This window comes from Aurantimonas sp. A2-1-M11 (genome assembly GCF_036549475.1).
GTDB lineage: Bacteria > Pseudomonadota > Alphaproteobacteria > Rhizobiales > Rhizobiaceae > Aurantimonas.
Genome location: NZ_JAZHLI010000031.1, coordinates 29,695 through 52,359 on the forward strand (window position 1 = coordinate 29,695; position 22,665 = coordinate 52,359).

Here is a 22,665-nt window from a genome sequence, read left to right on the forward strand (position 1 = left end):
ACGATGCGCGCCTGCTAGGCGGGGAAGAGTTCGTCCCACAGCGGATCAAGCTGCTGCAGGGCGCTGCGGGCGTCGGCCTCGGTGATGTCGTCGGCGTGAACGCGGGCGGCCTTCCATGTCCCCGCAGACCTGCGCCGGCGTCCACAGTGCCGCCAAGACGGCGGCGGTTCGGACCTCCCGGCGCTTCAGTCCTGCAATCGTCCACGGATTGATCGAGCCGCCGCCCAGCGGACGATCCCTTAGTGAAATCGCAAGTGCTGGCAGGAGTATCGCAAGCCGATCCGCGTCGAGCCGTCCGCCCGCCCGGGACGGCAACAGCGGCTTCATTTGGCCGAGCACTCGTCCCAGGCGGCGATCGAGCCTGCCCTCCCTCGAGCATCGCCGCCACTCGCTCAGGAGCCCCGGGAGCCGCGCGACAAGGGCGCTCACGCTGACATCGGCCAAATCATGCCGCCTTAGCAGCCGTCGTCAAGCCGAGCCGTGTTCCCAGATCGGCGTCCAGACCATCGCGGTGGGCCTTCATCACGTCTCCGTGCAGGTCCGCCGGCGTCAGGCCGAGCATGAGTACGACGTGCGCCCGCAGCGTCGGCACGCGCCGCAGAAAGTCCTGCGTCCTCGGCTGGGCCGGCACGGCCGCCGTGATCGCGTCGATCGCCCAGAGAACGGCAGACCAGCATTCGAGGAAGTCGACAGGCATCTCCTCGTAATCCCTCGAAACAACCAACCGGCTGATCGGCGAACGCTTCCCCCAGAAGAACGCGGACACGACCCTGATGATGAGGCGCGGCCATCCCTTCTCGTCCGAAACAGCCGGCATCCCCCTCGGCGCCGCTTCGCACTGTGCCTCCCGCAGGATGAGCATGATCCAGAGCCGCAGGCGCAGCACATCGGGGGCGCCCAGCGACCGATGCTCGGCCGCTAAACCGTCAGTGTAGATCCTCACCGCGCGGTCGTAAGCCGTCATGTCCGGCGCAGGCCTGACGCGCGGCTCGTCGGGTTCAGACGCTTGCTGCCGTTCGGGAGTGTCGGCCAGCTCTCCCATCTCGTCGCCCAAGTCCATCCACGAATCGTCGTCGCCGTCGCCGAGCCCGCCCCCTTCCTCAGGCTTATAGCCCGACAGCCTGTTCAGAAGCGCGCGGACGCTGTCGAAGTGCGTGCCGGCTACGGCGCTATCCAGGCGTCCGCCGCGTCCCCGCCGCGCCAAACGCGCGGACATGAACTCCTCATAGGTCATGAAGCGGATCTCCGACGCGGGCCCCTCCTCCGGTCTCGCTCGCGGCCCGGTTCGCCCAACCTGACTCCCACCGTCTTCCTCGACGTCGGCCCGCGAGAGCTCGTCGAACGCCTGGTGCATCCACAGGTGCAAATCGTTGCCGTCGTCGAAAGTCGACAGCGCTTTGGCGACGCTGCCTCCGGCGGATTCTCGGCGTCGCGCCCGCAGCGCGGCGCGATGGACCACGAATCCGCGAAGGGAATTCCCGCTGGCGGACCGGATCCGCGCGAAGGTGGTCTTTTCGAGGTCGGCCTCACCGACGCAGACGGACAGCCGGTCCCCATCCGTCGTGAAGCCCGCGATGTCGAGCTCAACGATCAGTTCGTCGGACGCGGTCATCAGCGCCACGACGCCTTCGGCCCAGCGCCCGGCCGGCCGCCGCCAGATAAGACGCCCTCCTTCAGTCTCAAATGACCCTGCGCCGCCGGCTTGCATCTCCGCCAGCGGGACCGGCGTCGTGCTGACCGGTTCCGGGAGATCGCTCATGTTGAACGGTTCAGCCGCAAGCCATCTGTCTAGATCAAGCGCCGCCGCGGCGGCGCCGCGTGGAAGACGGCGATAGACGCTCGCCTCCGCATTAGAGCCTGCGAATCCGTCACCGCCCAGCGCCGCCACCGTGCAGTTGGTGCTGCCGCTGAGCACATGGTCGTGATCCCGCGTCATCGCGATCAGCACCTTTGCGTGAGTAAAGCGGCTCGGGCGCCAATCCGAAATGTCGATAATTTCGCGATGCGGGGGCATTGGCACCGCGACCGGGAACTCGTGCCGGTCAACATCGAGCAGGATCGAAGTGCGGCCGGGCGACAGTGAACGCTCCAAGGCCGCGATCGCTGCAACATCATGGTCCCAGTAGGGGCTGAGGAGCACGAGGCGCTCGACCGCCTCCCCGCCGATGAGCTCGGCGAACCGGGCGCCGATCCCCGCCCCGCCCGGCTGGGCCAGAAGAGCCATCACGGTTCCGTCGTCCAGTGTCTGGGCGGCGTCGGTTCCGCCCGGTTCGCCCAGCCAGCGCGCGCGCTCGCCCGCCCAGGTCAGCGCCTCCCGCGCCGCTCCCGCCGTCTCTGGCACGATCGCATTCACGTAACGCCAGGCCGCGCGTACTATCTCACGCTCGGCGCTCTGCTCGACGCCGCACTCGATTTCGACGACCACCTCGACGTTGCCGCCGAGGCCAGCGCCGGTGACGTTAGCCGAGCTGACGAAGCACCGTCCGCCCCCCCGCCCGATCTGTAAGACGATCTTCGGGTGGAAGAGTCCATCGGCCACGGGCGGCGAATGGAGAAGATAATCGCGCCCGAGCGCCTCGGGCAGCGCCGATCCGTCGCTTAGCCCCATCGTGACCAACCTGGCATCGGCGATCAGTAGGACGTTGCTCGCGCCGCCGATCGAAAGCTGCGGCAGCATCACCTCCTCGAAGGCAGCGAACTCGACGGCGAAGCTCGTCACAATCGCGGAGTGGAAGCCGCGCCCCTTCCGGCGGGCGAAGCGCTCCGGCAGCTTCACTGGCCGACACCCAGCAGCGCGCGTCCAAGCTCCGTCAGCCCGCTCGCCGACACTAGGTGGACGTCCTCGAGGAACTGGATGGCGGGCGCTAGACGCGGTGTCGTCGGCACGGGCTGGTAGCCGTTGAGGCAGACGAGCCGTCCGTCCCGGGCCTCGAAGAGGAACGTGTAGTCGCGCTGCCGGCGCAGCTTCTGCATCGCGACCCAGCTGTGTCGCAGCACGATGCGGCGCGCGACGTAGTTGCCGACCTTGGTCGCGACCTGCTCGTTCTCGTTGTGATCGAACCACCGAAGCTCAGTCATCAGAGACCGCGCCTGGCCGTTTATCGGCAGCGCCGACTGCATGGCCTGCCGCAGATCTTCGCGCACCGACGTCCGGCGGTGCAAAGCGGCGATCAGCGCGACCGCCACCCACGCCTTCTCCTCGGGCGATCCCCGCCTTCCGATCAACCTAGCCCATGCATCGCGCCAGTAGAACTCACCGGCGTCGATCCCATCCCGATAATCGCTCCACGCAGTGGCCGCGCCCTTCCCGTCGAGCTCCGAGAGCCGGGTCTCCAATGCACCTCGTATCTCGGTGAGCGGCCTGCCGTCCTCGGACTCGGACATGATCGCCATCGCCCAAGCCAGCAGGCTGGCTGCCGCCACCTGGAAGAGGTCCTGGCAGTGATACACCTCCCACAGAAGCCGCTGCCGCTCCAGATCGGTGGGAAGGTCCTGGACGGGCGGGTCGTACAGCGCCCAGCGTACGCTCTCCGGCGTCGGCCGTTCGGCGCCCTGCCCGGCGACGTCGAGGATCAACCTGAGGCTCGCGCTGCGGCTCCGGTCTGCATCGGTCGCCTCCGGGCGGCCGGCAAAAAGGATGTACTCATACATCTCCCGCTCGTTGGACTGGTTGGGAATCTCCGATGGCACGATGGACCTAAGCGCCGCGATCGTGGCGCGGTTGACCTTCCCGGCGTCGATCGCCGCGACGAATCTAGCCTCGAGATCCTTGCCGATGGCGGAGCGAAACGCGTCGGCTGCTGTCAGCCCGGCTTCGGCGGTGATCCGCTGGATGCCGTTCGGGCCTTCCTCGAACAGGCCCATCTCCTGCATCTGGGTAAAATAGGCCGCACCGAACACGCCGAGCCGTTGGATCAGATACTGCTTCACGCCTCGGTCGGTCGAGGCCGCCGACGAGAAGTCGATGACGTCTTTGTCCGTCTGGAGCGCCTGATAAGCCCATTCGATACCGCCGACGCCGCCCTCACCAGTCGCGTCGGCGCAGACCAGCGCATAGAGCGCCTCGGCCCGGCGAACCCACTGCCGCCAAATTTCGAAGTCGGTCGTCACACCGCGACGGGCATAGGCGTCGCTGAGCCAGCAGAAGAATCCGTAGTAACGCATACGCAGAGTGATGTTGCTTATTCCGGGCAGCAGGGCTTGGTACAGCACCACGCCGGCGTTCTGCATTCCAAGCGGATCAAGGCCGCGCTTGTCGATCTTAGACGTCCACTGCGGCAGCGCGTCCACGTTCCCTCCCCCAGCGACATTCCCGGTGCCGCTTCGGATAAAGGTACCGGCGCATCCCGTTGTTGAATAGACCTTCAGGATAGAACATCATCCGGCCGACGTGATTGCGCTGCAGAACACGGCGCCCCTTGGGCTCGGCACCACCGCGGATGCGTCGAACCCGTTCTCGACGAAGCTGAACGCCGCGCTCTGGGCGGCGAAGGCCATGACCGAGGGCGGCCCCGGCGACCTCTTCCACACCATTAACAAGGAGACTGTAGGCGACGACCTCGGGCTGGTCCTTCAGACCGGGTTCGTCACCAAGGCGCTGGTGGGGCTGTTCGGCTCTGACAGCTTCCGGCTCGCGGTCTCGGTCGACGGCAGCACCTTCTTCGACGGGCTGAGCGTCGATAACGCCACCGGCATCGTCGATCAGCCCCGGCTGCCGCGGTTCAAGGCGTACACGAACTACGACAACTATGTCGGCGTCGGGGCTTGGACGAAGATCGGTCTGAACAACACCGACTACAACGATCAGGGCGCGTTCGACGCCGCGAACAACTACTTCGTAGCTCCGGTCGACGGCACCTACCTGCTCGGCGCAACGCTGCTCTACAAGATCAACGCCAGCGTCACGGCGAGGATGCGCGGGCGGCTGGTGCTGAACGGCACGACGGAAAATTGTCGTGTCTACCCGGGCCGACCAAGGCCGTGGGACGCGTCATCGGAAGCGGGTTGAACTTGATCAGAGTTGTCAGTGGCGCCGAGGCACTCGGTGCTCGCTGAGAGGGATGAAGTATAGCCTTAGTGCGTTTTCAGCAGCCGAGTTCTGCTGAGTAGACCGGCGACTTCGCGATCGAGCTCCTTATCGACCGAAGCCTCAGGGTCCGTACAAAAGGCAAAAAGATTGTTGCGCAACCTGATTGGATCACATGCCTCCTGCTCATGTGCGTTGCATGGGGGCTCATCATGACCACCGCGATGGGCAATCCCCCGCAATTTTCCAGGAAAAGCTCGGCCTATCTCTCGGATTGGGTGTTCCTATTTTCGCGACGACTGGGCTTATCGCCGGCGTCGTATACGATGAGCGAGTGAGACTGCCGTTGGCCTGAAGATTGTTGATCAGTATCTTTAGGCCATGGCGGCAGGCGGCCACCGATCAGCCCAAGGTAACGCAGCCTCCAGTTCGCGGCCAATCTGCAGGGCCACATTGTCACGACCAGCCGGTACAACGATCTGTAGACCGATGGGGCGGCCGTCTGGATGCGGGCGTCCAGGCACGTTCAGGCCGCAATACCCCATCGCATTAACCCAACCGCAGAACATCCCTTGCACTGGTCCGCTGCCCGGCCGCCCGCCGATCGTCTCAGGCGCTTCCCGTGTGGCATCGAACGCCGGCGACGCGGTCGACGGCAGCAGCAAGGCGTCGAACCCGCCCCAGCGGCTCGACGTCTCACGCCGAAAGGCCTGCAAGCGATCCAGAACACGGACGTAGTCTATTCCGCTGACCTTAGATCCTGTATTCAGCAGCCCCACGATCTGATCCGTAAGCAGCTCCTTGTTGCCTTGCAAAGACTCGGCGGCACGCGCCGCGCCCACCGCCGTTAGAATTTCCCAAAGGGATAAGAGTTCATTGAAGTCAAAGGGCGGATCAGTCTCCGTCACCTGATGACCGGCAGCCACCAATGCGTCTTTCGCCTCCGCATGCGCCGCGATAACTTCGTCATCAGCGGCATCCTTACCAATGGATACGAACCAACCAACGCGCCGGCTTCCGCTTTCACGAGAGATCGGCGGAAGAAGGAGCGATGCCGGATCGCGCGGATCTGCCCTTCCCAAGACCGAAAGCAGAAGGTCGAGGTCCGCCATTGTTCGGCAGAACAACCCAACTGATTGAAAATCCAGCGCCATCGGCGGAAATCCGTAGCAGCGTGGGACCCGGCCATTTGAACCGCGGAGACCGATAATGCCGGTATAGGACGCGGGCATCCGCGTTGATCCGCCGGCGTCCGTACCGAGGGCTAATGGCACCATCCCGGACGCCACCGTTGCTACCGCCCCACCACTTGATCCGCCAGGAGTCAGCGACGGATCCCAAGGATTGCGGGTCGATCCTGTCAGACGGCTTTCCGTCCGTCCCATTAGGGCGAATTCCGGCGTCGTCGTCTTGCCGACAATGATGGCGCCGCCCGCCTTGAGGCGTTCGACGCAAATATCATCTTGCGGCGGCATGTACCCCTCAAGCAGAAGGCTGCCCCAGCAGCCCGGCATGCCAGCGACATAGAGGTTGTCTTTCACCGATACCGGAATGCCATCGAGAGGCCCCAGACGCGCGCCGTCGGCCTGCCGCTTGGCCGAAGCCACAGCGGCCTCACGTGCCCCCTCAGGGTCGAGATAGGCAAAGGCGTTCAGGACAGGTTCCATCCGCTTAATACGCAACAGGCTCTCGTCGAGAAGGTCCAACGGCGAGATCTCACGCCGTTCCAGCATTTCAGAGAGGGCACAAGCGCCCTCCTTCCACAGATCAGCCATCGTCCGTGCCCTAAAGTTTTTCGGTCCCGATCACTCGAAAATTGCTACGGCGCGAATCGGGCTTGCCGTGCCGCCACGGATGCGCGGCTGGAATCCAGTAAACCGGAAGCGACCGCGACCGACAACCTAAGCGAGGCATGGCCCGAAGGACAAACACCTTTTGTCGCGCGAACCAATACCAAAACGTTATGACTCTCGCGAGGGGATATCGCACACCTCGGCACGCCCGACCTTGCGCTGAGCAACGTCACCGCGGCACAACGCAACTCGCGAGTGGCTGCCGACCGGCGGCGAAGAGATGTGTTGAAGGATCGGCGCGTTGGAAAACGGGGAAGACTTGTCCGATACGACCGTTGCGGCGCCCGCCGATAAGGTTCCCGCTGTCACGAAAGCCATCTCGATCGTCCGCTTTGTGAACAAGGCTGGATCGGACGGAACGGCGCTGTTGGATATCGCCAGTGAATTGGGCATCACAAAGAGCCACTGTTTCAATATCCTGAAGAGCCTCACCCGTGAGGGCTGGTTGGTGCACGATCCTTCACGGCGCACCTACGCTCTCTCACCGCACATCCTGACTGACGTGTCCGCGGTCTTCAGCCATCGCACGGTGACTCGAGCAATCCACCAAGAGCTGGAATCGCTCTCGTCCGAGACGCGCATACCATGCGTGCTGACGCGGGTTGAAGCGGACGGCAGCTTCGTCACCATTGACCGTAGCGAGGCGGCGCAGGAGCTGATGATCTCCGCCCCAATAGGGCATCGTTTTCCCGCGGACGCACCGGCCCAGATGCGGGTCCGACTCGCCTACATGTCCGCGGAGGAGCGCGAGTCCGAGTTGGCCCGCTGGTGTCCGGTTGCCTACACAGCCACCACTATCGTCGACAAGGACTCCCTGCGCGAGGAGATCCTCGCGACGCGTAAGCGCGGCTATGGCGTCAGTCGTGCCGAACATACCCCCGGGGTGATGACTCTCGCGGTGCCGCTGTTCGACTCCTTTGGAACCGTCCAGATGGTCCTCCAGCTTCCAGGAATGCAGGCAGTTGTCACTGCCGAGGAGCACACTTTAGTGTCGCAGCTCCTCGCCGCCGGTCGCCGCATCAATGCCGTTCTTGGCGGCCAAAACCCCGACGCCTGAGGGAACCCTACGGTCCGCCAGCGTTCCCCGCACCATCCGGCACACGATGCTCTAAACGGGGTTCCGAAGCAGCTGCGACTATGGGCGGTCGCCATCTCCTGCTGGCCGGCGTAGCGGTTGGAAATCCAGACAGCGGGCTTGTGGCCGTCCATCACCGCTTCGGCCACCGCCTCGCGCGACGCGGGGCGATCTCGTGCAGCACCGCCTCGGGCGTGACGAAGACCCAGTGCCAGTACAGGCGGCCGTCGGTGCGCGTCGTGGTCTCGTCCGACCAGACAACCTGCTCAGCGCGCAGCTTCTGGCGGATTGCCGCGCACTCGGCCTCCAGCGGCGTCTCCAGCCGGCGCAGTGCGTTGGCGATGGCGCCCTGCGAGATCGCCAGGCCGAACGCCAACTCGCGGGCCAGCTCGAGCAGCCGCTCGAAGCCGACGTGATGGCTGTGCTGCAGGTAGGCCAGCAGAGCATGGATATTCGGCCCGAACGGCGTGCCGGGCGGCATGCCCTCGGCGGCGTAGCGATGGAAGCGCTTGCGCCAGGCGCAGCGAGCGCCACTGCAGTTCGATCCTCGTCACATCCGGGAGAATCGGCGGTGCCACGCACGTGAGCAGTTACACGATTGCTCACTTTTTGACCCTTGACACTGTTCGCCAGCTGATATCTCAATGCCTCTATAAAGAATTTAGTTTTTTCTGGAGAATGAAACGCGACTAGTTTGCTATCCGCTCATGATCGGATGCGTAACCTGAAGGAAAGACATGGTACGCCGCCTTATCGACCTCAGCCGCCCCATCTCACACATGATGCCGGTCGCCAATCCGCACGTGAATCAGGTGCCAGCCTTCTGGCACCGCTTGACCCACGAGAGCGAGAGGGGCACCCATAAGCATTCTGACATCAGCTTCCAAATCAGGGATTTCCTGATCGGCGAGCATGTGGGGACCCATGTGGACGCTCTGTGCCACTTCACCCCGTCGCCCGACGCGCCCGCCATCGCTGACATGGAGCTGGAATGGTTTTTCGCTGACGCCATCTGCGTCGATGTCTCACACATCACTCCATTGTCATTCATCGAGGTGGACGACCTGAAAGTGGCCGTGGCCAAAACCGGGCTGACCGTCAAACCAGGCAGCACATTCTTGTATTTTCAAGATTACTACGCCCGTCAGGACCAGCCGAACTGGCTGCATGAGTTTGCCGGCCTCACCGGCGACGCCACCCACTGGCTCGCCGATCAAGGCGTAAAGAACATCGGCTGCGAGACCGCATCGATTGACTGTTCCACGGCCATGCCGAAGGACGCCAACCCTTCCTTCCCGGCGCACCGGGCCTGTCGTGATCGCGGTATAATCAACACTGAGAATCTTGCTAATCTCGACAAAGTTGTCGGCAAGGCATTCACCTATATCGGCCTGCCGCTGCCCCTGGTTGGCGGAACCGGAAGCCCCATCCGCGCGGTTGCGCTGCTTGAGGATGCATGACATCCCGCTGCGCACACACGTCTGAGCGAGGCGCGTCATGTTCCAGCTGATGCTCTCCGGCTTTTCACTAGGCTGCATCTACAGCCTAGTGGCACTCGGCTACCACATCACGTTCATCACCTCTAAAAGCCTCAACTTCGCGCAAGGTTCTGCGATGATGTTGGGTGCTGTCTCCCTGCTCCTTCTCACTGAGGACATGGGATTGCCGATCCCAATCGCCATCATGGGCGTTTTGGTGATCTTAGCCCTATTCGGAGTGGCGCTCGAGCGGCTGGCCGTGCGCCCGTTCGTGCAGCGCAACTCCGTTGGCTGGGTTCTGGCGACGCTCGCCGTCGGCATCATACTCGAAAACCTCGTCCAGCTGGTGTTCGGAAAGTCGCCCCGCGGCATGTCGAGCTCGCTGGTGGTCGACCCGATCGTCATCTTCGGCGCCGGCATCTATCCTCTGGAGCTGTTGATCCCGGCGGTGGTGTTCGCCATCGCGGTGGTAGCGCGCTTTGCCTATTCCGGCACCATGATTGGCCGTGCCCTACGCGCTACGGCGTTCGATCGCGAGGCGGCGCTCGCAATGGGGATCAACGTGAACCGCATGGTCACGCTGTCCTACGTTCTCTCCTCCGTCCTCGCGGCGATCGGTGGCATCCTGCTTGCTCCGCTCATCGGCGTCTCGAGCCATATGGGCTTTCTCATCGGCCTCAAAGCCTTCGCCGTCGCCATCGTTGCCGGTCTCGGCAATCCGGCTGGGATCCTCATCACCGGCATCCTCTACGGCATAATGGAGAACCTCGTCGGCGGCATGTTCGGCTCCTCCGCGAAGGAGATCGCCGGCTTCGGCCTCGTGATCCTTGTCCTCTTCCTGCAGCCCGCCGGCCTTTTCAGCGGCGCCACACTGAGGCGCATCTGAGAATGAAAATATTGAATTCTCTCACATGGCCTGGCTTCCTTTTATCTGCCGTGGTCATCGCGTTCTTTCTTCCTGATGTGATTGGCAGTTACTACACGCAGATGCTATGTTTCTGCGGGATATTTATGATAGTCGCACAAGGCTTGAACCTTCTCGCAGGTTACACTGGACAAGTCTCCCTAGGTCACGCTGGATTTTATGCCATCGGTGCCTATACTGGAGCGATTCTTTCGACGACAGCAGGCTTCAACTTCTGGACGTCTATGCCGATTTCGATCGGCCTTGCAGGCCTTGCGGGATTTTTGGTTGCCCTCCCCTCCTTCAAGCTCGATGGGCCCTACCTGTCGATGGTAACCATCGCCTTCGGCATCATCGTCCATTCCGTCATCATGGAGTGGTCCGAACTCACCGGCGGCACGCAAGGCATCCTCAGCATCCCCAAGCCGGAGGCTTTCGGCCAGCGCCTCTACCTCGACCAGCAATTCATCATAATCGTCGCGGCGGCGGGCCTTGTACTCCTCCTGATGCGCAACTTGATCCGCTCTCCTTGGGGCCGCCGCTTCGTAGCGGTACGCGAAAACCCCATCGCTGCCGAAGCAATGGGCCTGTCCACTCAACACGTGAAGACCGTTGCGTTCGTCATCAGCGCCGCCTTTACCGGTCTTGCTGGGCACCTCTTCGCCTTCCTCTATGGCTTCATCAGCCCCGAGGCCTTCGAGTTCGTCACATCGATCACCTTCCTGACGGGCGTCATCTTTGGCGGCGCGGGAACGCTGCTTGGCCCGCTCGTCGGCGCACCCATAATGACCTTTCTACCCGAACTGCTGCAGGGCTTCAGCGACTATCGCCTTATCATCTACGGCGCACTGATCGTAATTTCGCTCTATGTGCTGCCGTTAGGTATTGTCGGCACGATGTTCCGCCGCTCGACCGCGCTGCCGAATCTTGTGCAGAGCTACACCGCGCCCGCCGAACTTGGCCCTGGTGTCACCCGACCGGCCGGCGTCGCCATCGCGCTTGAAGACATTCACATGACCTTCGGCGGCGTGACAGCCCTCAAGGGCGTTAGCTTCACGGTGCGCCCGGGCGAAGTGCACGCGCTGATCGGGCCCAATGGTGCCGGCAAGACTGTACTCCTCAACGTGCTGTGCGGTTACTATCGTCCCACCTCCGGCCGCGTACTCATGGGCGAAACCGACACCCGTGGTGTCCCACCGTACAAGATCGCCCGGCGCGGCATCGGTCGAACGTTCCAGACCGCGCAGCTCTTTGGCGACATGACTGTGCTGCAGAACGTTCAGACCGGGTTCACCGACCGCGCCAGCGACTCAACATTCGACAGTCTGCTCCTCACGCCGCGCCTCCGCCGATCCGAACGGGAGCGCCACTCTCGCGCTCTTGCACTGCTCAAGTTCTGCGGCTACTCTGGCGACGTTCACGTCAAGGCCAATACTCTGCCGCTCGGCTACCAGCGCCTCGTCGAGATCGCACGCGCGTTGGCGTCAGACCCGCACCTTTTGGTGATGGACGAGCCGGCCGCAGGCCTCAATCCGAACGAGGTGAGCGAGCTCGACGCGCTCATCCAGCGCATCGGCCAGCGCGGCATCGCCGTGCTTCTGGTAGAGCACCACATGGACCTCGTGATGGGCATATCCGACACCATCACCGTGTTGGAGCATGGCGAGAAACTTGCCGACGGCACGCCCGCCGACATCCAAAACAACCCTGCCGTGATTGCTGCCTACCTTGGCACCGAGGAGATTAACTGATGGGCACAAGCGTGGCTGCGCCCCTCCTCAAGGTGCAGGACCTCAAGGTACGTTATGGCGCGATCGAAGCCGTGCGCGGCATCGACGTTGAGGTGCGCGAGGGTGAGCTAATTGCCCTCATCGGCAGCAATGGCGCCGGCAAGAGCACGTTCCTCAAGGCGATCAGCGGTATCCTGAGACCTGCCGGCGGGACCGTTGATTTCGCCGGCGAGCCAATGACAGGCTCGCCGGCGCACAAGATGGTCGCAGCCGGAATGACGATGGTGCCCGAGGGCCGCCGCCTGTTTGGTGACCAGAGCGTGGTCGACAATCTGATGCTTGGCGCCTATAGGCGGTCGCCTCCGGGCGGCAAGGCTGCAATACGCACCATGGTCGAGGAACAGCTCGACCGGTTTCCCATCCTGCGCGAGCGCCGGCGCCTGCCTGCCGGCGGTCTGTCCGGTGGACAGCAGCAGATGCTCGCCATGTCGCGCGGCCTGATGGCGAGTCCCCGCCTCCTGTTGCTGGACGAGCCGTCACTCGGCCTCGCCCCGCTCATCGTGCGCCAAATCTTCGACATCATCGAGGAACTGCGCGCGGCTGGAATGACCATCCTCCTCGTGGAGCAGATGGCAAACCTCGCGCTGAAGGCCGCCGACCGCGCCTACCTCATCGAGCGCGGCACCGTCGTGCTGGAGGGTAACGCGCGCGAGTTGATGACCCATCCACGCATCAAGAGCGGCTACCTCGGCCACCGCTCGGCACCCGATCCTACTCCCACTTCAAACCTGAGGATGAACTCATGACCAAGTCAACTCTGACCCGTCGCACGGCTCTGAAGATCGGTGGCGGCGCAGCCGTCGGCCTCGGACTCGCGCCCCGCTTTGCCTTCGCGCAGAACGAGCCGATCCGAATTGGTTTGTCTGCCGCGTTCTCTGGCCCGAACGCGCTGGCCGGACAATCGCTGTCCCGTGGCGCAGAGCTTGCCGTCGACGAGATCAACGCCGCCGGGGGCGTCCTCGGCCGTCCGCTGGAGCTCGTCACGCGCGACAACGAACACCAGCTGGCCCGCGGTGTCACCCAGGCGCGCGAGCTGATTGAACGCGAGGGCTGTTCCGCAATAATCGGCTCGCAGGGCAGCTTCATCGGCATTGCGGTCATTGACACGATGGAAGAGCTGAAAACGCCCTGGTTCGGAACCTCCGTGGGCGGTGTGGGCATCATTGAGAACGGCCGCGACCCGAACTACATGTTCCGTGTCGCCACCAACGACCGCGAGGTTGCCCGCTTCCTGGCTAACTTCGCCAAAAACACGCTCGGCGCCACGAAGATCGGCATATTGAACGAGGACACCGGTTGGGGCGTCCCGGCTATCGAGGACTTGGAAGCCGCAATCAAGGACATGGGCTTAGAGCCGTCGTCTGTTGACAAGGTGAAAGTGGGTGATACCGACTTCACCCCGCAAATGCTGCGCGCCAAGAACGCAGGCACTGAGGTGATCCTGAGTTTCACCAACACGATGGAGATGGCGAACGCTCTGAAGGCCGGCAATAAGATCGGCTATCAGCCGGAGGTCGTCGGCGCCTGGGGATTGGCAAGCGCAACCTTCCCATCCCTCGCGGGCGATCTAGCGAATGGTGTCTACGTCATGCAGACGTTCACCTTCGTGAACAACGAAAATCCGAAGGCGACCGCCCTGTTCAACCGCTTGCAGGAAAAGTACGGCAACGTCACCGATCCCACGCAGGTCCCCTTCCCCAGCTACATCGGCAACACTTACGATGCGGTTTACCTCTTCGCAACGGCGGTTCAAAAAGCCGGTGAGACGAATGGGCCGGTCGTCCTCGAGGCGCTCGAGAGCCTTGGCACCTACGAAGGTCTAATCAAGACCTATACTGATCCGTTCTCAAAGAGCGACCATGAGGCGCTGAGCCCAGAGGACTATTCTATGACCGTGTGGAACGGCGAGCGGCTGGAGCTGGTAAGCCGGGGCTAGCGCCCAATCGGCACGGTCCGCGCCGAGCCCTTAATTGAGGTGTCCGATGAACTTTCGACAGCTCACTTATTTCGTGGCCGTCGGTGAAAGCTTCCGTGACGCTAGGCGAGTCGCTGCAGTTCCCCCTGATCCTACCGACGCAGCGCCATGGCCTGCGCCGCACGATCGATCTTGCGGCCGCGAGGAAAGATTGCACGTCACGTCCCTCAACGGGTCGGATTCGGTCCCTACCATCAAACAGATGGTGGAGGCCGATCTCGGCCTGACAATTCTACCGAGCAGCGAGGTGGCAGTCGGGACCAGCCCGAAGAACAATAATCCTACAGTTGGCATAGCGAACCCAGATCGATATGTGCCTAAGCAAAGGGCACAACTACCGGCTGGTATGCAAATCTCTCGCTGAAAGGCCGTGCCCGGTGATGGTGTAGGAGGCCGCGCGCGGAGCCGTCGGCGTAGCGAAGTGCGCGGCCGACTGTGTAGCTGGCATGCGATCTGCTGCATGCGCACAGGAGTTACCATTTCGGTCTCCGCCGCCGATCGTCGGCGTCTGGAAGCCATCGTCGCAGACCGCAACACGGTGCAGAAGCATGCGTGGCGAGTGCGGATCGTCCTTCTGACCGCCGACGGTGTCGGTACCAACGCCATCATGACAGCGACGGGCAAGTCGAAGACGACCGTCTGGCGCTGGCAGGCCCGCTTCGCCGAGGCCGGCGTCGATGGGTTACTCGAGGACAAGACGCGTCCGCCCGGCAAGGCTCCGATCGGCGATGGCCGGGTCGTGGACCTTGTGCGCCTGACACATGAGCCGCCGCCGCACGAGGCCACGCACTGGACTGCGCGGGCCATGGCGAAGGCCGTCGGGCTCGGGGTGGCGACGGTGCAGAAAATCTGGAAGGCTTACGGCCTCGCGCCGCATCGCTGGCGCGCCTTCAAGCTATCCAGAGATCCCGCCTTCGCCGAGAAGCTCCACGCCATCGTCGGGCTCTACGTCACTCCTCCGACGCATGCCGTGGTGCTCAGCGTCGACGAGAGGAGCCAGATCCAGGCACTCGACAGGACGCAGCCGGGCCTGCCGTTAAAAAAGGGGCGCGGCGCGACCATGACCCATGACTACAAACGTAACGGCACGACCACCCTGTTCGCGGCACTCAACGTGCTCGACGGCACGGTGTTCGGAACGAACATGCAGCGCCACCGCCACCAGGAGTTCATCCGCTTCCTCAACGCGCTGGAGCGCGAGATCCCTGCCGGAGAGCTCGTCGGCAGCTCCATGATTAGCGCATTGAGCACGGCATTGAGAGATTTCACCGGCCGAGCCATGTGGGACTGTTTCGTCGGAAGCGCGTTTGATGCGCCCAGACGTGACTGTTCCATAGGTGTCAGAACCCGCATAACGGACCATAAATCATCGACGAGTCGATACGCAGCGTCTCCCGTTCACCAGCTCATGGAAGCCCGCGACGAGCGCCGCCATCTGAAGCAGCAACGCGATCTTCAGGCGGTGCAACTCCTCATCGTCGACGAGCTCGGCTACGTGCCGCTGTCGCCGACGGGCGCCGAGCTTCTGTTCGAGGTGTTCTCGCAGCGCTACGAGCGCGGTTCCACCATCGTCACGTCGAACCTGCCGTTCGAGGACTGGACGAGCGTCCTGGGGTCGGAGCGGCTCACCGGCGCGCTGCTCGATCGCCTGACGCACCACGTCCATATCCTGACGATGAACGGCGACAGCTACCGCCTCAGGCAGTCCGCCGGACGACGTTGGGCTGCCGCGGCAAGGGCGGAGCAAAACCAAGCCACCGCCAAGACCGTGGATCCCAACACCGGCGAGATCACTGACCCCTGATCCTCAGGATAGACCNACGACGTTGGGCTGCCGCGGCAAGGGCGGAGCAAAACCAAGCCACCGCCAAGACCGTGGATCCCAACACCGGCGAGATCACTGACCCCTGATCCTCAGGATAGACCTGTCGGCCAGGTGGCCTGCTTTTACTCCGCCCGCTGGCTTGGTTTTGCTCCGACGTTGACAAGCGTCAGATGCGTGATCAGGGCTTCGGCGTGCGAGGCCTTCGCCTTTCTGCGGGCCACTTCGGCTTCCGCCCGATCGGCTCGCCGTTCGGCCGCCGCGGGGCGGCCTTCAAAGCGGCAATATCATCTGGCGCGGCGGCCATGGCGGAAAATCCGAAGCAGTGCGGCGCGACAATCAGGGTGATCAGGATGGTTGTCGCGCAACACCTAGGATTATTCCTAGGACTTCACCGATACGGCGAACGCTGTGAAGGCGGTACACCGCGTGGGCTTACGATCTGGGCGATGCTGACCAAGGAGGAAGATTACAGGGATCCGGCGCGGGCCGCGGCTGCATGACCGAAGGGAAATGCAGCGCGACCGCGCGCCGGTGACGGGGGTGTGAGAAGGCGACGCCCCGAATGGGCGCATGATCGAACAGATCCGGACCGAGAAAACCAGGGTAATTGCCAGAGCCTCACAGCTCTTGGGTGAGATTTGGACCCGATCCGCGGGTCACCATACCGGCCAGCGGCCTCTGACAGCGCCGCCACTCAAAGGCCTGACAGAAGTCCGCACTCGATCACACGGCCAGACGAGCCAAAACCTCTTGCACAACGGGCGGCAACCACAGAAGGCAATTACGCCAATGGGGCTCAAGCCGCGCTTACCGTTAACCTCTTCCAGAGCGTCACGCACAGCGGGACAGTCCAAATCGCGAAGAAGGCGACAGCTAGAGCGCCAGATATCGGGCGGTCGACAAATGATATCGGATCTCCACCGGATTTGATCATCGAGTTGGTGAAGCTTTCCTCGACAACCTTTCCAAGCACAAGGCCAAGGACCATCGGCGCGATCGGGAAGTCGTTTTCTTCCATCAACCACCCCATAAGGCCAAGCACTAAGACAATCCATAAATCAAATATCGCGTTATTTACAGCAAAGGCACCGACAATCGAAAATACGAGGATAACAGGGAGAAGTATTCGTTGGTCCACACGTAGAACGTGTCGTGCAACCTTAATAGCCATCAATCCGAGCGGAATTAGAATTATATTTGCGAGGATAAATACAGCAAATATAGCAGATACAACATCGCCGCTCTGCGTAAAAACAGTAGGTCCGGGATTCAGACCTTGGATCAGAAGCACTCCGATTACAATTGCTGTTAGTGAGTCGCCAGGGATGCCAAAAACAAGAGCAGGCACGTATGCTCCGGCCAGCGATGCGTTGTTGGACGCGCTTGCGTCGACAACACCTTCGATGTGCCCCGTCCCGAACTTCTCGGGCGTTTTTGAGAACCGTTTTGAGACTGCATAGGAGATCCAGCCAGCGATATCTGCGCCCGCTCCCGGCAAAATGCCGAGAAAGGTACCGATGGTGCTGCCGCGCACCGCATTCCATCGATACTGCGATATCGCGGAGAGCCCACGGCGGAGTATTGCTCCGGGAACCTCCGGCGGTGGCGGAAGATTTTCATGTATGGTCGAGGCCTTCCGGAAAAGCTCCGCGACGGCAAATAGCCCAATTAGTGCTGCAATAAGGGATACCCCGCCCATCAGGCTGATTGTGCCGAACGTATACCGAGGCATACCGGTAACGACGTCGAGACCGACAGTCGCTAGAAACAGGCCCAGAAAAAGAGCGATCAGCCCTTTGAGCTTGCTCGAGGAACTAACGAGCGTGGCTGCGGACAGGCCGATCAGCGCGAGCCAGAAATATTCGTAGCTTGAGAACTGCAACGCGACCTTTGCGAGCTGAGGTGCCAGCAGGATCAGCACAAAGGTGCCGAAGATCCCTCCGCTGGCCGAGGCAATCAAGTTGACGCTGAGCACAGTCGACAGTTCGCCTTTGCGACCGAGCAAGTACGCCTCGCTCACGTAGGCGGCGGAGGCCGGAGTTCCGGGAATTCGAAGCATAGCACCCGGAATATCCCCGGCGAAAATTGCCATCGCTGAACAGGCGACAATGGCGCCCACCGCAGGCACCGGCTCCATGTAGAAAGTCAGCGGCACTAGGAGTGCCGCCGCCATCGTGGCGGTCAGCCCCGGCATGGAACCGACAAACAGGCCGAATACCGACGCGGCGAGAATGATCGCCAGCGTCAGGGGGTCGAAAACAGTCTGGATCGCTACGACGAAATTCACGGTAAGAGCCTCTCGACGAAGCCGTAGGGGAGTGGCACCCGCATCGCGACAACGAAGACAATGTGAAGAAGTACCGACAGCGTGAAAGCGACTACGGCGCTGCGTAGCAATTTTACGCGATACGCGATCAGCAGACTTAGCGTGACGAGAAAGACCGTTGCGAGGAAGCCGAGCACGGGACTGAGAAGTCCGTAACCTATAATGGCGGCGGGAACGGCCAGCACAGCGACCAAGTTCTCGCGTCTCCGCATCCAAACCGGCATCGCGCGCAACAACCAAGCACCTTCGCGCTTGGCTCCCGTTATCGCCAGGCCGGCTCCACTCCCCATTAACACGACCCCGATCAGCCCAGGATAGAACGCGGGGCTGACCGATGACGCGCCAACTGAGGGAAAGGTCTGGGCCCGCAAGAACACAGCCAGACCGAGGCCGGCCACAGCCAGCCCCGAACCCAGATCACTGACTTTCAGCATGAGTTCAATCTCTGTGACGCAAGCCGAGCAGCTTCATAATCTCACCGTTTTGGACGTGTTGCTCAGCAAGATAGGTTTGGAAATCTTCGCCTGAGAGGAAATTCAGGCCGAAACCCCGTTCGGTCATGAAGTTCTGGAACTCGTCCGAATGCCACGCGGCATCAACCGCCTTCGTAAGCTTTTCCCGCGCATCGTCGGGTATGGCCGCAGGCGCGACGACGGCACGCCAAGTACCCCCGGCCCATTCACGACCGATTGCCTCCTGTACGGTCGGAACATCGGGAAACGCATCCAGACGCTGGTCGGCTAAAACCGCAAGGCTCTTCACCTCGCCGGCATCCATCATCGGCTTGGCTTCGGGCAGGGACGACGGAACAATTTCAACGCCGCCTGCAGCAAGTTCCTGAAACCCTGGTGCCGCTCCTTGGCTCGGAACGACCAAGACCTTGTTGGGATCAATACCTTCAGCATGCAGAAGGCCTGAGAACGCGAGATGATAGCCGGCTCCGGGGGCCATCCCAGAAAGTTTGTACGTTCCGGCAGGAGCTTGGGCGATCGCGTCAAGGGCTGCCTGGAGATCATCCCATTCACTGTCCGCTGCGACGTTAAAGGACGATGCGTCGAGGTTGACGAGGGCGATCGGTGTCACGTCTTTGGCGGTGAACGGTGCCGTCCCGGACCAGTAATATGTGGATAGCTCTGCGCTGGCCAAGCCGATCGTGTAGCCATCCGGTCGCGCGTTCACCATTTCCGTGTGCCCAATTACCCCGGCACCGCCCGTACGATTAACAACGTTCACCGGCGTGCCGAGTTCAGCTTCCATTTGAGACGCCAAGGCTCGCGCTACTGCATCGGTTCCGCCGCCGGCGGACCAAGCGACCAGCATGGTAATCGGGCGCTCGGGGTATTCTGCGAAGGCAGGACCCGACATTAGCGCCAGAAAAATTCCTCCGAGAATCTTGGTCTTCATGTACGTCATTATTTTCTCCTCCTATTTTCTGTAACGTCTAGTTTTGAAGTCGCCGATTTATATCGTCTTCTGTGTATTGGAGTACGGCCAGCATGGCGGCCTGTGCTCCGTCGGCATCTTCAGCGTCGATCCGAGCTGAGACGAGTTCATGTGACTGCAGGTTTCCTGGAAAGATGTCGGGATTCTGAATGCTGATCTGAAAAAAGGCCGAAAGGATTGCAGTCAAAGCGGGGGAAAACGCGAGCAGGATAGCGTTGTGCGAGCCCTGCAGAATTGCGGTGTGGAAGCGAATGTCTGCGCGCACTGACGCAGCAGGATCACCCACTGAGTCAGCCATTTGGCGGCAGGCAGCATTGATATCCGCCTTGTCTGAAGGCGTCGCATTCACCGCCGCGAGGCGAGCCGCTTCGGGCTCGATGATGCGCCGTGCAACGAGGATGTCCTTAAGAAGTCCAGCTTCGACCAGTCCAGGCCGCAGCATCCAGTGCAGGACATCATGATCGAACAGATTCCACTGGCTCCGCGGCTGAATCACCGTACCCAATCGTGGCCGCGCGGACACCATCCCCTTGCTCGACAGCACCTTAATTGCCTCCCGCAGAACGCTCCGGCCCACATCGAGCGTTTGCGCGAGATCGGCTTCAACTGGCAGCGGCCTTCCGGCCGGAAAGTCGCCGGCTACGATTCGCTCCCCGAGGATGGAGACTGTTGTCGCTATCTTTCCCTTGCCAAGATTCGTGGCTGCCGCCGGGAAAGCGTCATGCGCGATCATCAGAACTTGCCATATTGAAGATAGGCATTCTGTGGATCATCTCCGCGCAGGATCGCCGCACGAACGAGGTTTTCTGTCGCCATGGCCTTCTCGGCGCGCTCGATGACCGCCTCGGCCATTTCGGCCGGTATCAACACCGCCCCGTCCTGATCAGCTAAGATGAAGTCACCCGGATTGATGACGACGTTGCCGATCGTAATTGGCTCGTTGAACGCTTCCGGGATCCAGTTTGCGACAATGTCGATTGGCGTCGTGTATCGGCAGAAGACCGGAAAACCGATCTCCTTGATGAAGCTGACATCACGGCTCCCGCCATCGACCAAGTAGCCAAGAACTCCACGATGTTTGAGAGTCTCGGCCGATAGCTCTCCCATCAAAGCGCGAACCGAATCCTGAGGCTGGCAGACAACCACATGATCCTTCGCAGCCTTCGAGAGGAAGCCCGTCCACTCGATCAGAGACGTATGCGCATCCACCGTAGCGTCTGGCCTGCCCCGCATCGTGAAAACCGGACCGGCAAGCTTCATCTCCGGTGCCAGCGCGCGAATGTCGGATGGGAGAATTCCTGGGGTGGCCCCCATATCGCGCATCACGTCGTAGATGACGCCGGAATAGCAGGCCGCAAGGCGTTTAGTCAGCGTGCTCATCGCACTCCCTGTTCATGTCTACGATTTGTCGTTGCGCACACCCTCTCACATGGATATTCGTTTGACAATGATTCATCTGATGAATGATCGAGACTCAAGATAATGGAATTCGACGATACAAAGTCGCCCGTACAGCCATCGGGCATCTACCCGATGCTCTATGCTTTCTGGAAAAAAGACGGTTCGCTCGACGAGCCCGCAATGGCGCATCAGGTAGAACATGTAACCGCCGTCGGAGCGGACGGAATCGCAGTCCTCGGCCTAGTGACGGAGTCACACCGCCTCCAAGCTACTGAGCGGCTAAGTTTGGCTCGCACCGTAGGCAACCTTTTAGCTCAACGCCTCCCCTACTCTGTAACGGTCACGGGCGAAACTATCGATGAACAGATCAAATTTGCAGATGAGGTCCGTAGAATTGGAGCGGATTGGCTCATCCTGCAACCCCCGCTCCGACACCGGATGGAGGAGACGCAACTCATCGATTTTTTTGCGCACATTGCAGAAAGTTGCGACTGCTCGCTCGGCGTTCAAAACAACCCTGAGCACCTGTTGAACGCATTCTCCACCGACGGCCTGCTTCGTCTCCATCGCGCAGTTCCGAGGATTACAATTGCGAAAGTCGAAGGTCCGGTCGTAACGGCTGAACCGCTAATAGCAGCAACCGCAGAAAGCATGGTCAGTTTCGGAGGACATGGCGGCATCGAGCAAACTCGATTACTCCGGGCGGGCGCGCATGGGCTGATACCTGCGCCCGACTGTCTCCAGTTGCAAATCCTCATTCAACGTCTTTGGCTCACAGGAACAATCGAAAGTCGGCAGAAAGCCGAAGCCATCGAAACAGCGCTCCTTCCGCTCGTGGTATTTATGAACAGATCGATTGATGTACTTCTCTGCTACGGACGCCAATTCATGGCTCGCCGCTTAGGCTTGACAGACACGACCGATCGGTTCGGGCTGATTCAGCCGACATCATTCGGCTTAGAGGAAACGGATCGACTCTTCCAGATGATTACTCGGGTGGAAGACCAGTTCCTACGCTAGTGGTACGGTCAATACTTATTTCCGCGGGCGTGGAGAGTGAATTTTCGACAATTCGAAGAGTAAAAGGTGATTCCCCACCCCCTTGCCAACGGCGCGGATCGCTGAGTCCATAGCGGCATAGAACGCGGTGATTTGCAGCGGCTGTCGAAGGACGAACTGATCGATCGGACGTCTCCGGAAACTGGCGAATTTCGTGCTGACATGATTCACTGAGGTCGCGCTTTCGGGAGGGGTCGGATGGCGGGACAGATTGGGTTTTGGAACGTCGAGGATCGGCTTTCGCAACTCTCATGCCAATGGCGATCTATTGGAGAAGCTCTCCGTTACGGTCGATTTCGAGATATTCCGGGCAGACCTGGCGAAAGCGGTTCCCCGGCGCGATCGCAGCAGGGGCGGCAGGCCGCCCTTCGATCCGGTTCTCAAATTCAGGATGCTGGCCCGGATCATGCATCAGGGCGCGCCTGACATTCCCGTTGGACATTGGCGGCACTGTCGGGTCGGTGTCGCCCATGCTTTTCGGGCGCGCTCGCGGTGGCGGCGCGGTTCGGG

Annotated in this window: 18 protein-coding genes and 3 pseudogenes; 12 read left to right on the forward strand and 9 right to left on the reverse strand. The window is 61.5% G+C overall.

Annotated features, from left to right (window positions below; translation table 11 throughout):
- Nucleotides 1–445 precede the first annotated feature (445 nt).
- Together VQ042_RS14770 and VQ042_RS14775 are read right to left on the reverse strand one after the other, a co-directional pair.
- Nucleotides 446–2,776, reverse strand: a complete 2,331-nt coding sequence (locus VQ042_RS14770; RefSeq protein ID WP_331820585.1) for a hypothetical protein — start codon at nt 2,774–2,776, stop codon at nt 446–448.
- Nucleotides 2,773–4,290 carry a hypothetical protein gene (locus VQ042_RS14775; RefSeq protein ID WP_331820587.1) on the reverse strand — a complete coding sequence of 506 codons (1,518 nt, stop codon included), beginning with the start codon at nt 4,288–4,290 and terminating at the stop codon, nt 2,773–2,775. The genes VQ042_RS14770 and VQ042_RS14775 overlap by 4 nt, the downstream gene beginning before the upstream one ends.
- Before the next feature lie 100 nt (nt 4,291–4,390).
- Between VQ042_RS14775 and VQ042_RS14780 the strand changes: the two genes are divergently transcribed.
- A complete protein-coding gene (locus VQ042_RS14780; protein WP_331820589.1) occupies nt 4,391–5,008 on the forward strand; it encodes a hypothetical protein in 618 nt (205 codons plus the stop codon).
- 392 nt (nt 5,009–5,400) lie between these two features.
- Here VQ042_RS14780 and VQ042_RS14785 read toward each other — a convergent pair whose 3' ends face one another.
- Nucleotides 5,401–6,801 carry an amidase gene (locus tag VQ042_RS14785; protein ID WP_331820591.1) on the reverse strand — a complete coding sequence of 467 codons (1,401 nt, stop codon included), beginning with the start codon at nt 6,799–6,801 and terminating at the stop codon, nt 5,401–5,403.
- A gap of 337 nt (nt 6,802–7,138) precedes the next feature.
- Here VQ042_RS14785 and VQ042_RS14790 point away from each other — a divergent pair, with 337 nt between their 5' ends.
- On the forward strand, nt 7,139–7,936 hold the full coding sequence (locus VQ042_RS14790) for an IclR family transcriptional regulator (protein WP_331820593.1): 798 nt from the start codon (nt 7,139–7,141) through the stop codon (nt 7,934–7,936).
- A 151-nt stretch (nt 7,937–8,087) separates the two neighbouring features.
- On the opposite strand, the gene VQ042_RS14795 is transcribed toward VQ042_RS14790, so the two are convergent.
- Complete coding sequence (locus VQ042_RS14795; RefSeq protein ID WP_442880093.1) at nt 8,088–8,435, reverse strand: IS66 family transposase; 348 nt, start codon at nt 8,433–8,435, stop codon at nt 8,088–8,090.
- Nucleotides 8,436–8,691: 256 nt separating this feature from the next.
- On the opposite strand from VQ042_RS14795, the gene VQ042_RS14800 reads away from it, so the two are divergent.
- From VQ042_RS14800 to VQ042_RS14835, 8 genes and pseudogenes are all read left to right on the forward strand, one after another.
- Nucleotides 8,692–9,414, forward strand: a complete 723-nt coding sequence (locus VQ042_RS14800; RefSeq protein WP_331820595.1) for a cyclase family protein — start codon at nt 8,692–8,694, stop codon at nt 9,412–9,414.
- Nucleotides 9,415–9,451: 37 nt separating this feature from the next.
- Nucleotides 9,452–10,318 (forward strand): branched-chain amino acid ABC transporter permease, encoded by an 867-nt coding sequence (locus VQ042_RS14805; RefSeq protein ID WP_331820597.1) that lies wholly within the window; start codon nt 9,452–9,454, stop codon nt 10,316–10,318.
- A gap of 2 nt (nt 10,319–10,320) precedes the next feature.
- The gene (locus VQ042_RS14810; RefSeq protein WP_331820599.1) at nt 10,321–12,087 is read left to right on the forward strand and encodes a branched-chain amino acid ABC transporter ATP-binding protein/permease; all 1,767 of its coding nucleotides are present in this window, start codon (nt 10,321–10,323) and stop codon (nt 12,085–12,087) included.
- 32 nt (nt 12,088–12,119) lie between these two features.
- Complete coding sequence (locus tag VQ042_RS14815; RefSeq protein WP_331820601.1) at nt 12,120–12,872, forward strand: ABC transporter ATP-binding protein; 753 nt, start codon at nt 12,120–12,122, stop codon at nt 12,870–12,872.
- Nucleotides 12,869–14,062, forward strand: a complete 1,194-nt coding sequence (locus VQ042_RS14820) for an ABC transporter substrate-binding protein (RefSeq protein WP_331820603.1) — start codon at nt 12,869–12,871, stop codon at nt 14,060–14,062. The genes VQ042_RS14815 and VQ042_RS14820 overlap by 4 nt, the downstream gene beginning before the upstream one ends.
- Nucleotides 14,063–14,561: 499 nt before the next feature.
- A pseudogene (locus VQ042_RS14825) lies at nt 14,562–15,323 on the forward strand (IS630 family transposase); the annotation flags it as partial.
- A 162-nt stretch (nt 15,324–15,485) separates the two neighbouring features.
- Nucleotides 15,486–15,905: pseudogene (locus VQ042_RS14830) on the forward strand (ATP-binding protein); the annotation flags it as partial.
- A gap of 191 nt (nt 15,906–16,096) precedes the next feature.
- Nucleotides 16,097–16,426: a hypothetical protein gene (locus VQ042_RS14835; RefSeq protein WP_331820605.1), complete on the forward strand. Its 330-nt coding sequence runs from the start codon at nt 16,097–16,099 to the stop codon at nt 16,424–16,426.
- A gap of 296 nt (nt 16,427–16,722) precedes the next feature.
- On the opposite strand, the gene VQ042_RS14840 is transcribed toward VQ042_RS14835, so the two are convergent.
- Genes VQ042_RS14840 through VQ042_RS14860 form a run of 5 tightly spaced genes read right to left on the reverse strand, consistent with a single transcriptional unit; the run spans nt 16,723 to nt 21,075 of the window.
- Entirely contained in the window at nt 16,723–18,213 is a 1,491-nt protein-coding gene (locus tag VQ042_RS14840; protein WP_331820607.1) for a tripartite tricarboxylate transporter permease, read from the reverse strand.
- Entirely contained in the window at nt 18,210–18,686 is a 477-nt protein-coding gene (locus VQ042_RS14845; protein WP_331820609.1) for a tripartite tricarboxylate transporter TctB family protein, read from the reverse strand. The genes VQ042_RS14840 and VQ042_RS14845 overlap by 4 nt, the downstream gene beginning before the upstream one ends.
- 4 nt (nt 18,687–18,690) lie before the next feature.
- The gene (locus VQ042_RS14850; RefSeq protein ID WP_331820611.1) at nt 18,691–19,665 is read right to left on the reverse strand and encodes a tripartite tricarboxylate transporter substrate binding protein; all 975 of its coding nucleotides are present in this window, start codon (nt 19,663–19,665) and stop codon (nt 18,691–18,693) included.
- Nucleotides 19,666–19,693: 28 nt separating this feature from the next.
- Complete coding sequence (locus VQ042_RS14855; protein WP_331820613.1) at nt 19,694–20,428, reverse strand: FadR/GntR family transcriptional regulator; 735 nt, start codon at nt 20,426–20,428, stop codon at nt 19,694–19,696.
- Nucleotides 20,428–21,075: an RraA family protein gene (locus VQ042_RS14860; RefSeq protein WP_331820615.1), complete on the reverse strand. Its 648-nt coding sequence runs from the start codon at nt 21,073–21,075 to the stop codon at nt 20,428–20,430. The genes VQ042_RS14855 and VQ042_RS14860 overlap by 1 nt, the downstream gene beginning before the upstream one ends.
- Before the next feature lie 102 nt (nt 21,076–21,177).
- Here VQ042_RS14860 and VQ042_RS14865 point away from each other — a divergent pair, with 102 nt between their 5' ends.
- Both VQ042_RS14865 and VQ042_RS14870 read left to right on the forward strand, forming a co-directional pair.
- On the forward strand, nt 21,178–22,116 hold the full coding sequence (locus VQ042_RS14865) for a dihydrodipicolinate synthase family protein (protein WP_331820617.1): 939 nt from the start codon (nt 21,178–21,180) through the stop codon (nt 22,114–22,116).
- 237 nt (nt 22,117–22,353) lie between these two features.
- Nucleotides 22,354–22,552 (forward strand): annotated as a pseudogene (locus VQ042_RS14870) (IS5/IS1182 family transposase); the annotation flags it as partial.
- Between the last annotated feature and the right edge of the window lie 113 nt (nt 22,553–22,665).

Coding starts and splice junctions, on each gene's coding strand:
- VQ042_RS14785 (WP_331820591.1), bottom strand. CDS start 6,801: ATGGCTGATCTGTGGAAGGAGGGCGCTTGTGCCCTCTCTGAAATGCTG.
- VQ042_RS14795 (WP_442880093.1), bottom strand. CDS start 8,435: ATGCCGCCCGGCACGCCGTTCGGGCCGAATATCCATGCTCTGCTGGCC.
- VQ042_RS14800 (WP_331820595.1), top strand. CDS start 8,692: ATGGTACGCCGCCTTATCGACCTCAGCCGCCCCATCTCACACATGATG.
- VQ042_RS14805 (WP_331820597.1), top strand. CDS start 9,452: ATGTTCCAGCTGATGCTCTCCGGCTTTTCACTAGGCTGCATCTACAGC.
- VQ042_RS14810 (WP_331820599.1), top strand. CDS start 10,321: ATGAAAATATTGAATTCTCTCACATGGCCTGGCTTCCTTTTATCTGCC.
- VQ042_RS14820 (WP_331820603.1), top strand. CDS start 12,869: ATGACCAAGTCAACTCTGACCCGTCGCACGGCTCTGAAGATCGGTGGC.
- VQ042_RS14835 (WP_331820605.1), top strand. CDS start 16,097: ATGCGTGATCAGGGCTTCGGCGTGCGAGGCCTTCGCCTTTCTGCGGGC.
- VQ042_RS14845 (WP_331820609.1), bottom strand. CDS start 18,686: ATGCTGAAAGTCAGTGATCTGGGTTCGGGGCTGGCTGTGGCCGGCCTC.
- VQ042_RS14850 (WP_331820611.1), bottom strand. CDS start 19,665: ATGACGTACATGAAGACCAAGATTCTCGGAGGAATTTTTCTGGCGCTA.
- VQ042_RS14855 (WP_331820613.1), bottom strand. CDS start 20,428: ATGATCGCGCATGACGCTTTCCCGGCGGCAGCCACGAATCTTGGCAAG.
- VQ042_RS14860 (WP_331820615.1), bottom strand. CDS start 21,075: ATGAGCACGCTGACTAAACGCCTTGCGGCCTGCTATTCCGGCGTCATC.
- VQ042_RS14865 (WP_331820617.1), top strand. CDS start 21,178: ATGGAATTCGACGATACAAAGTCGCCCGTACAGCCATCGGGCATCTAC.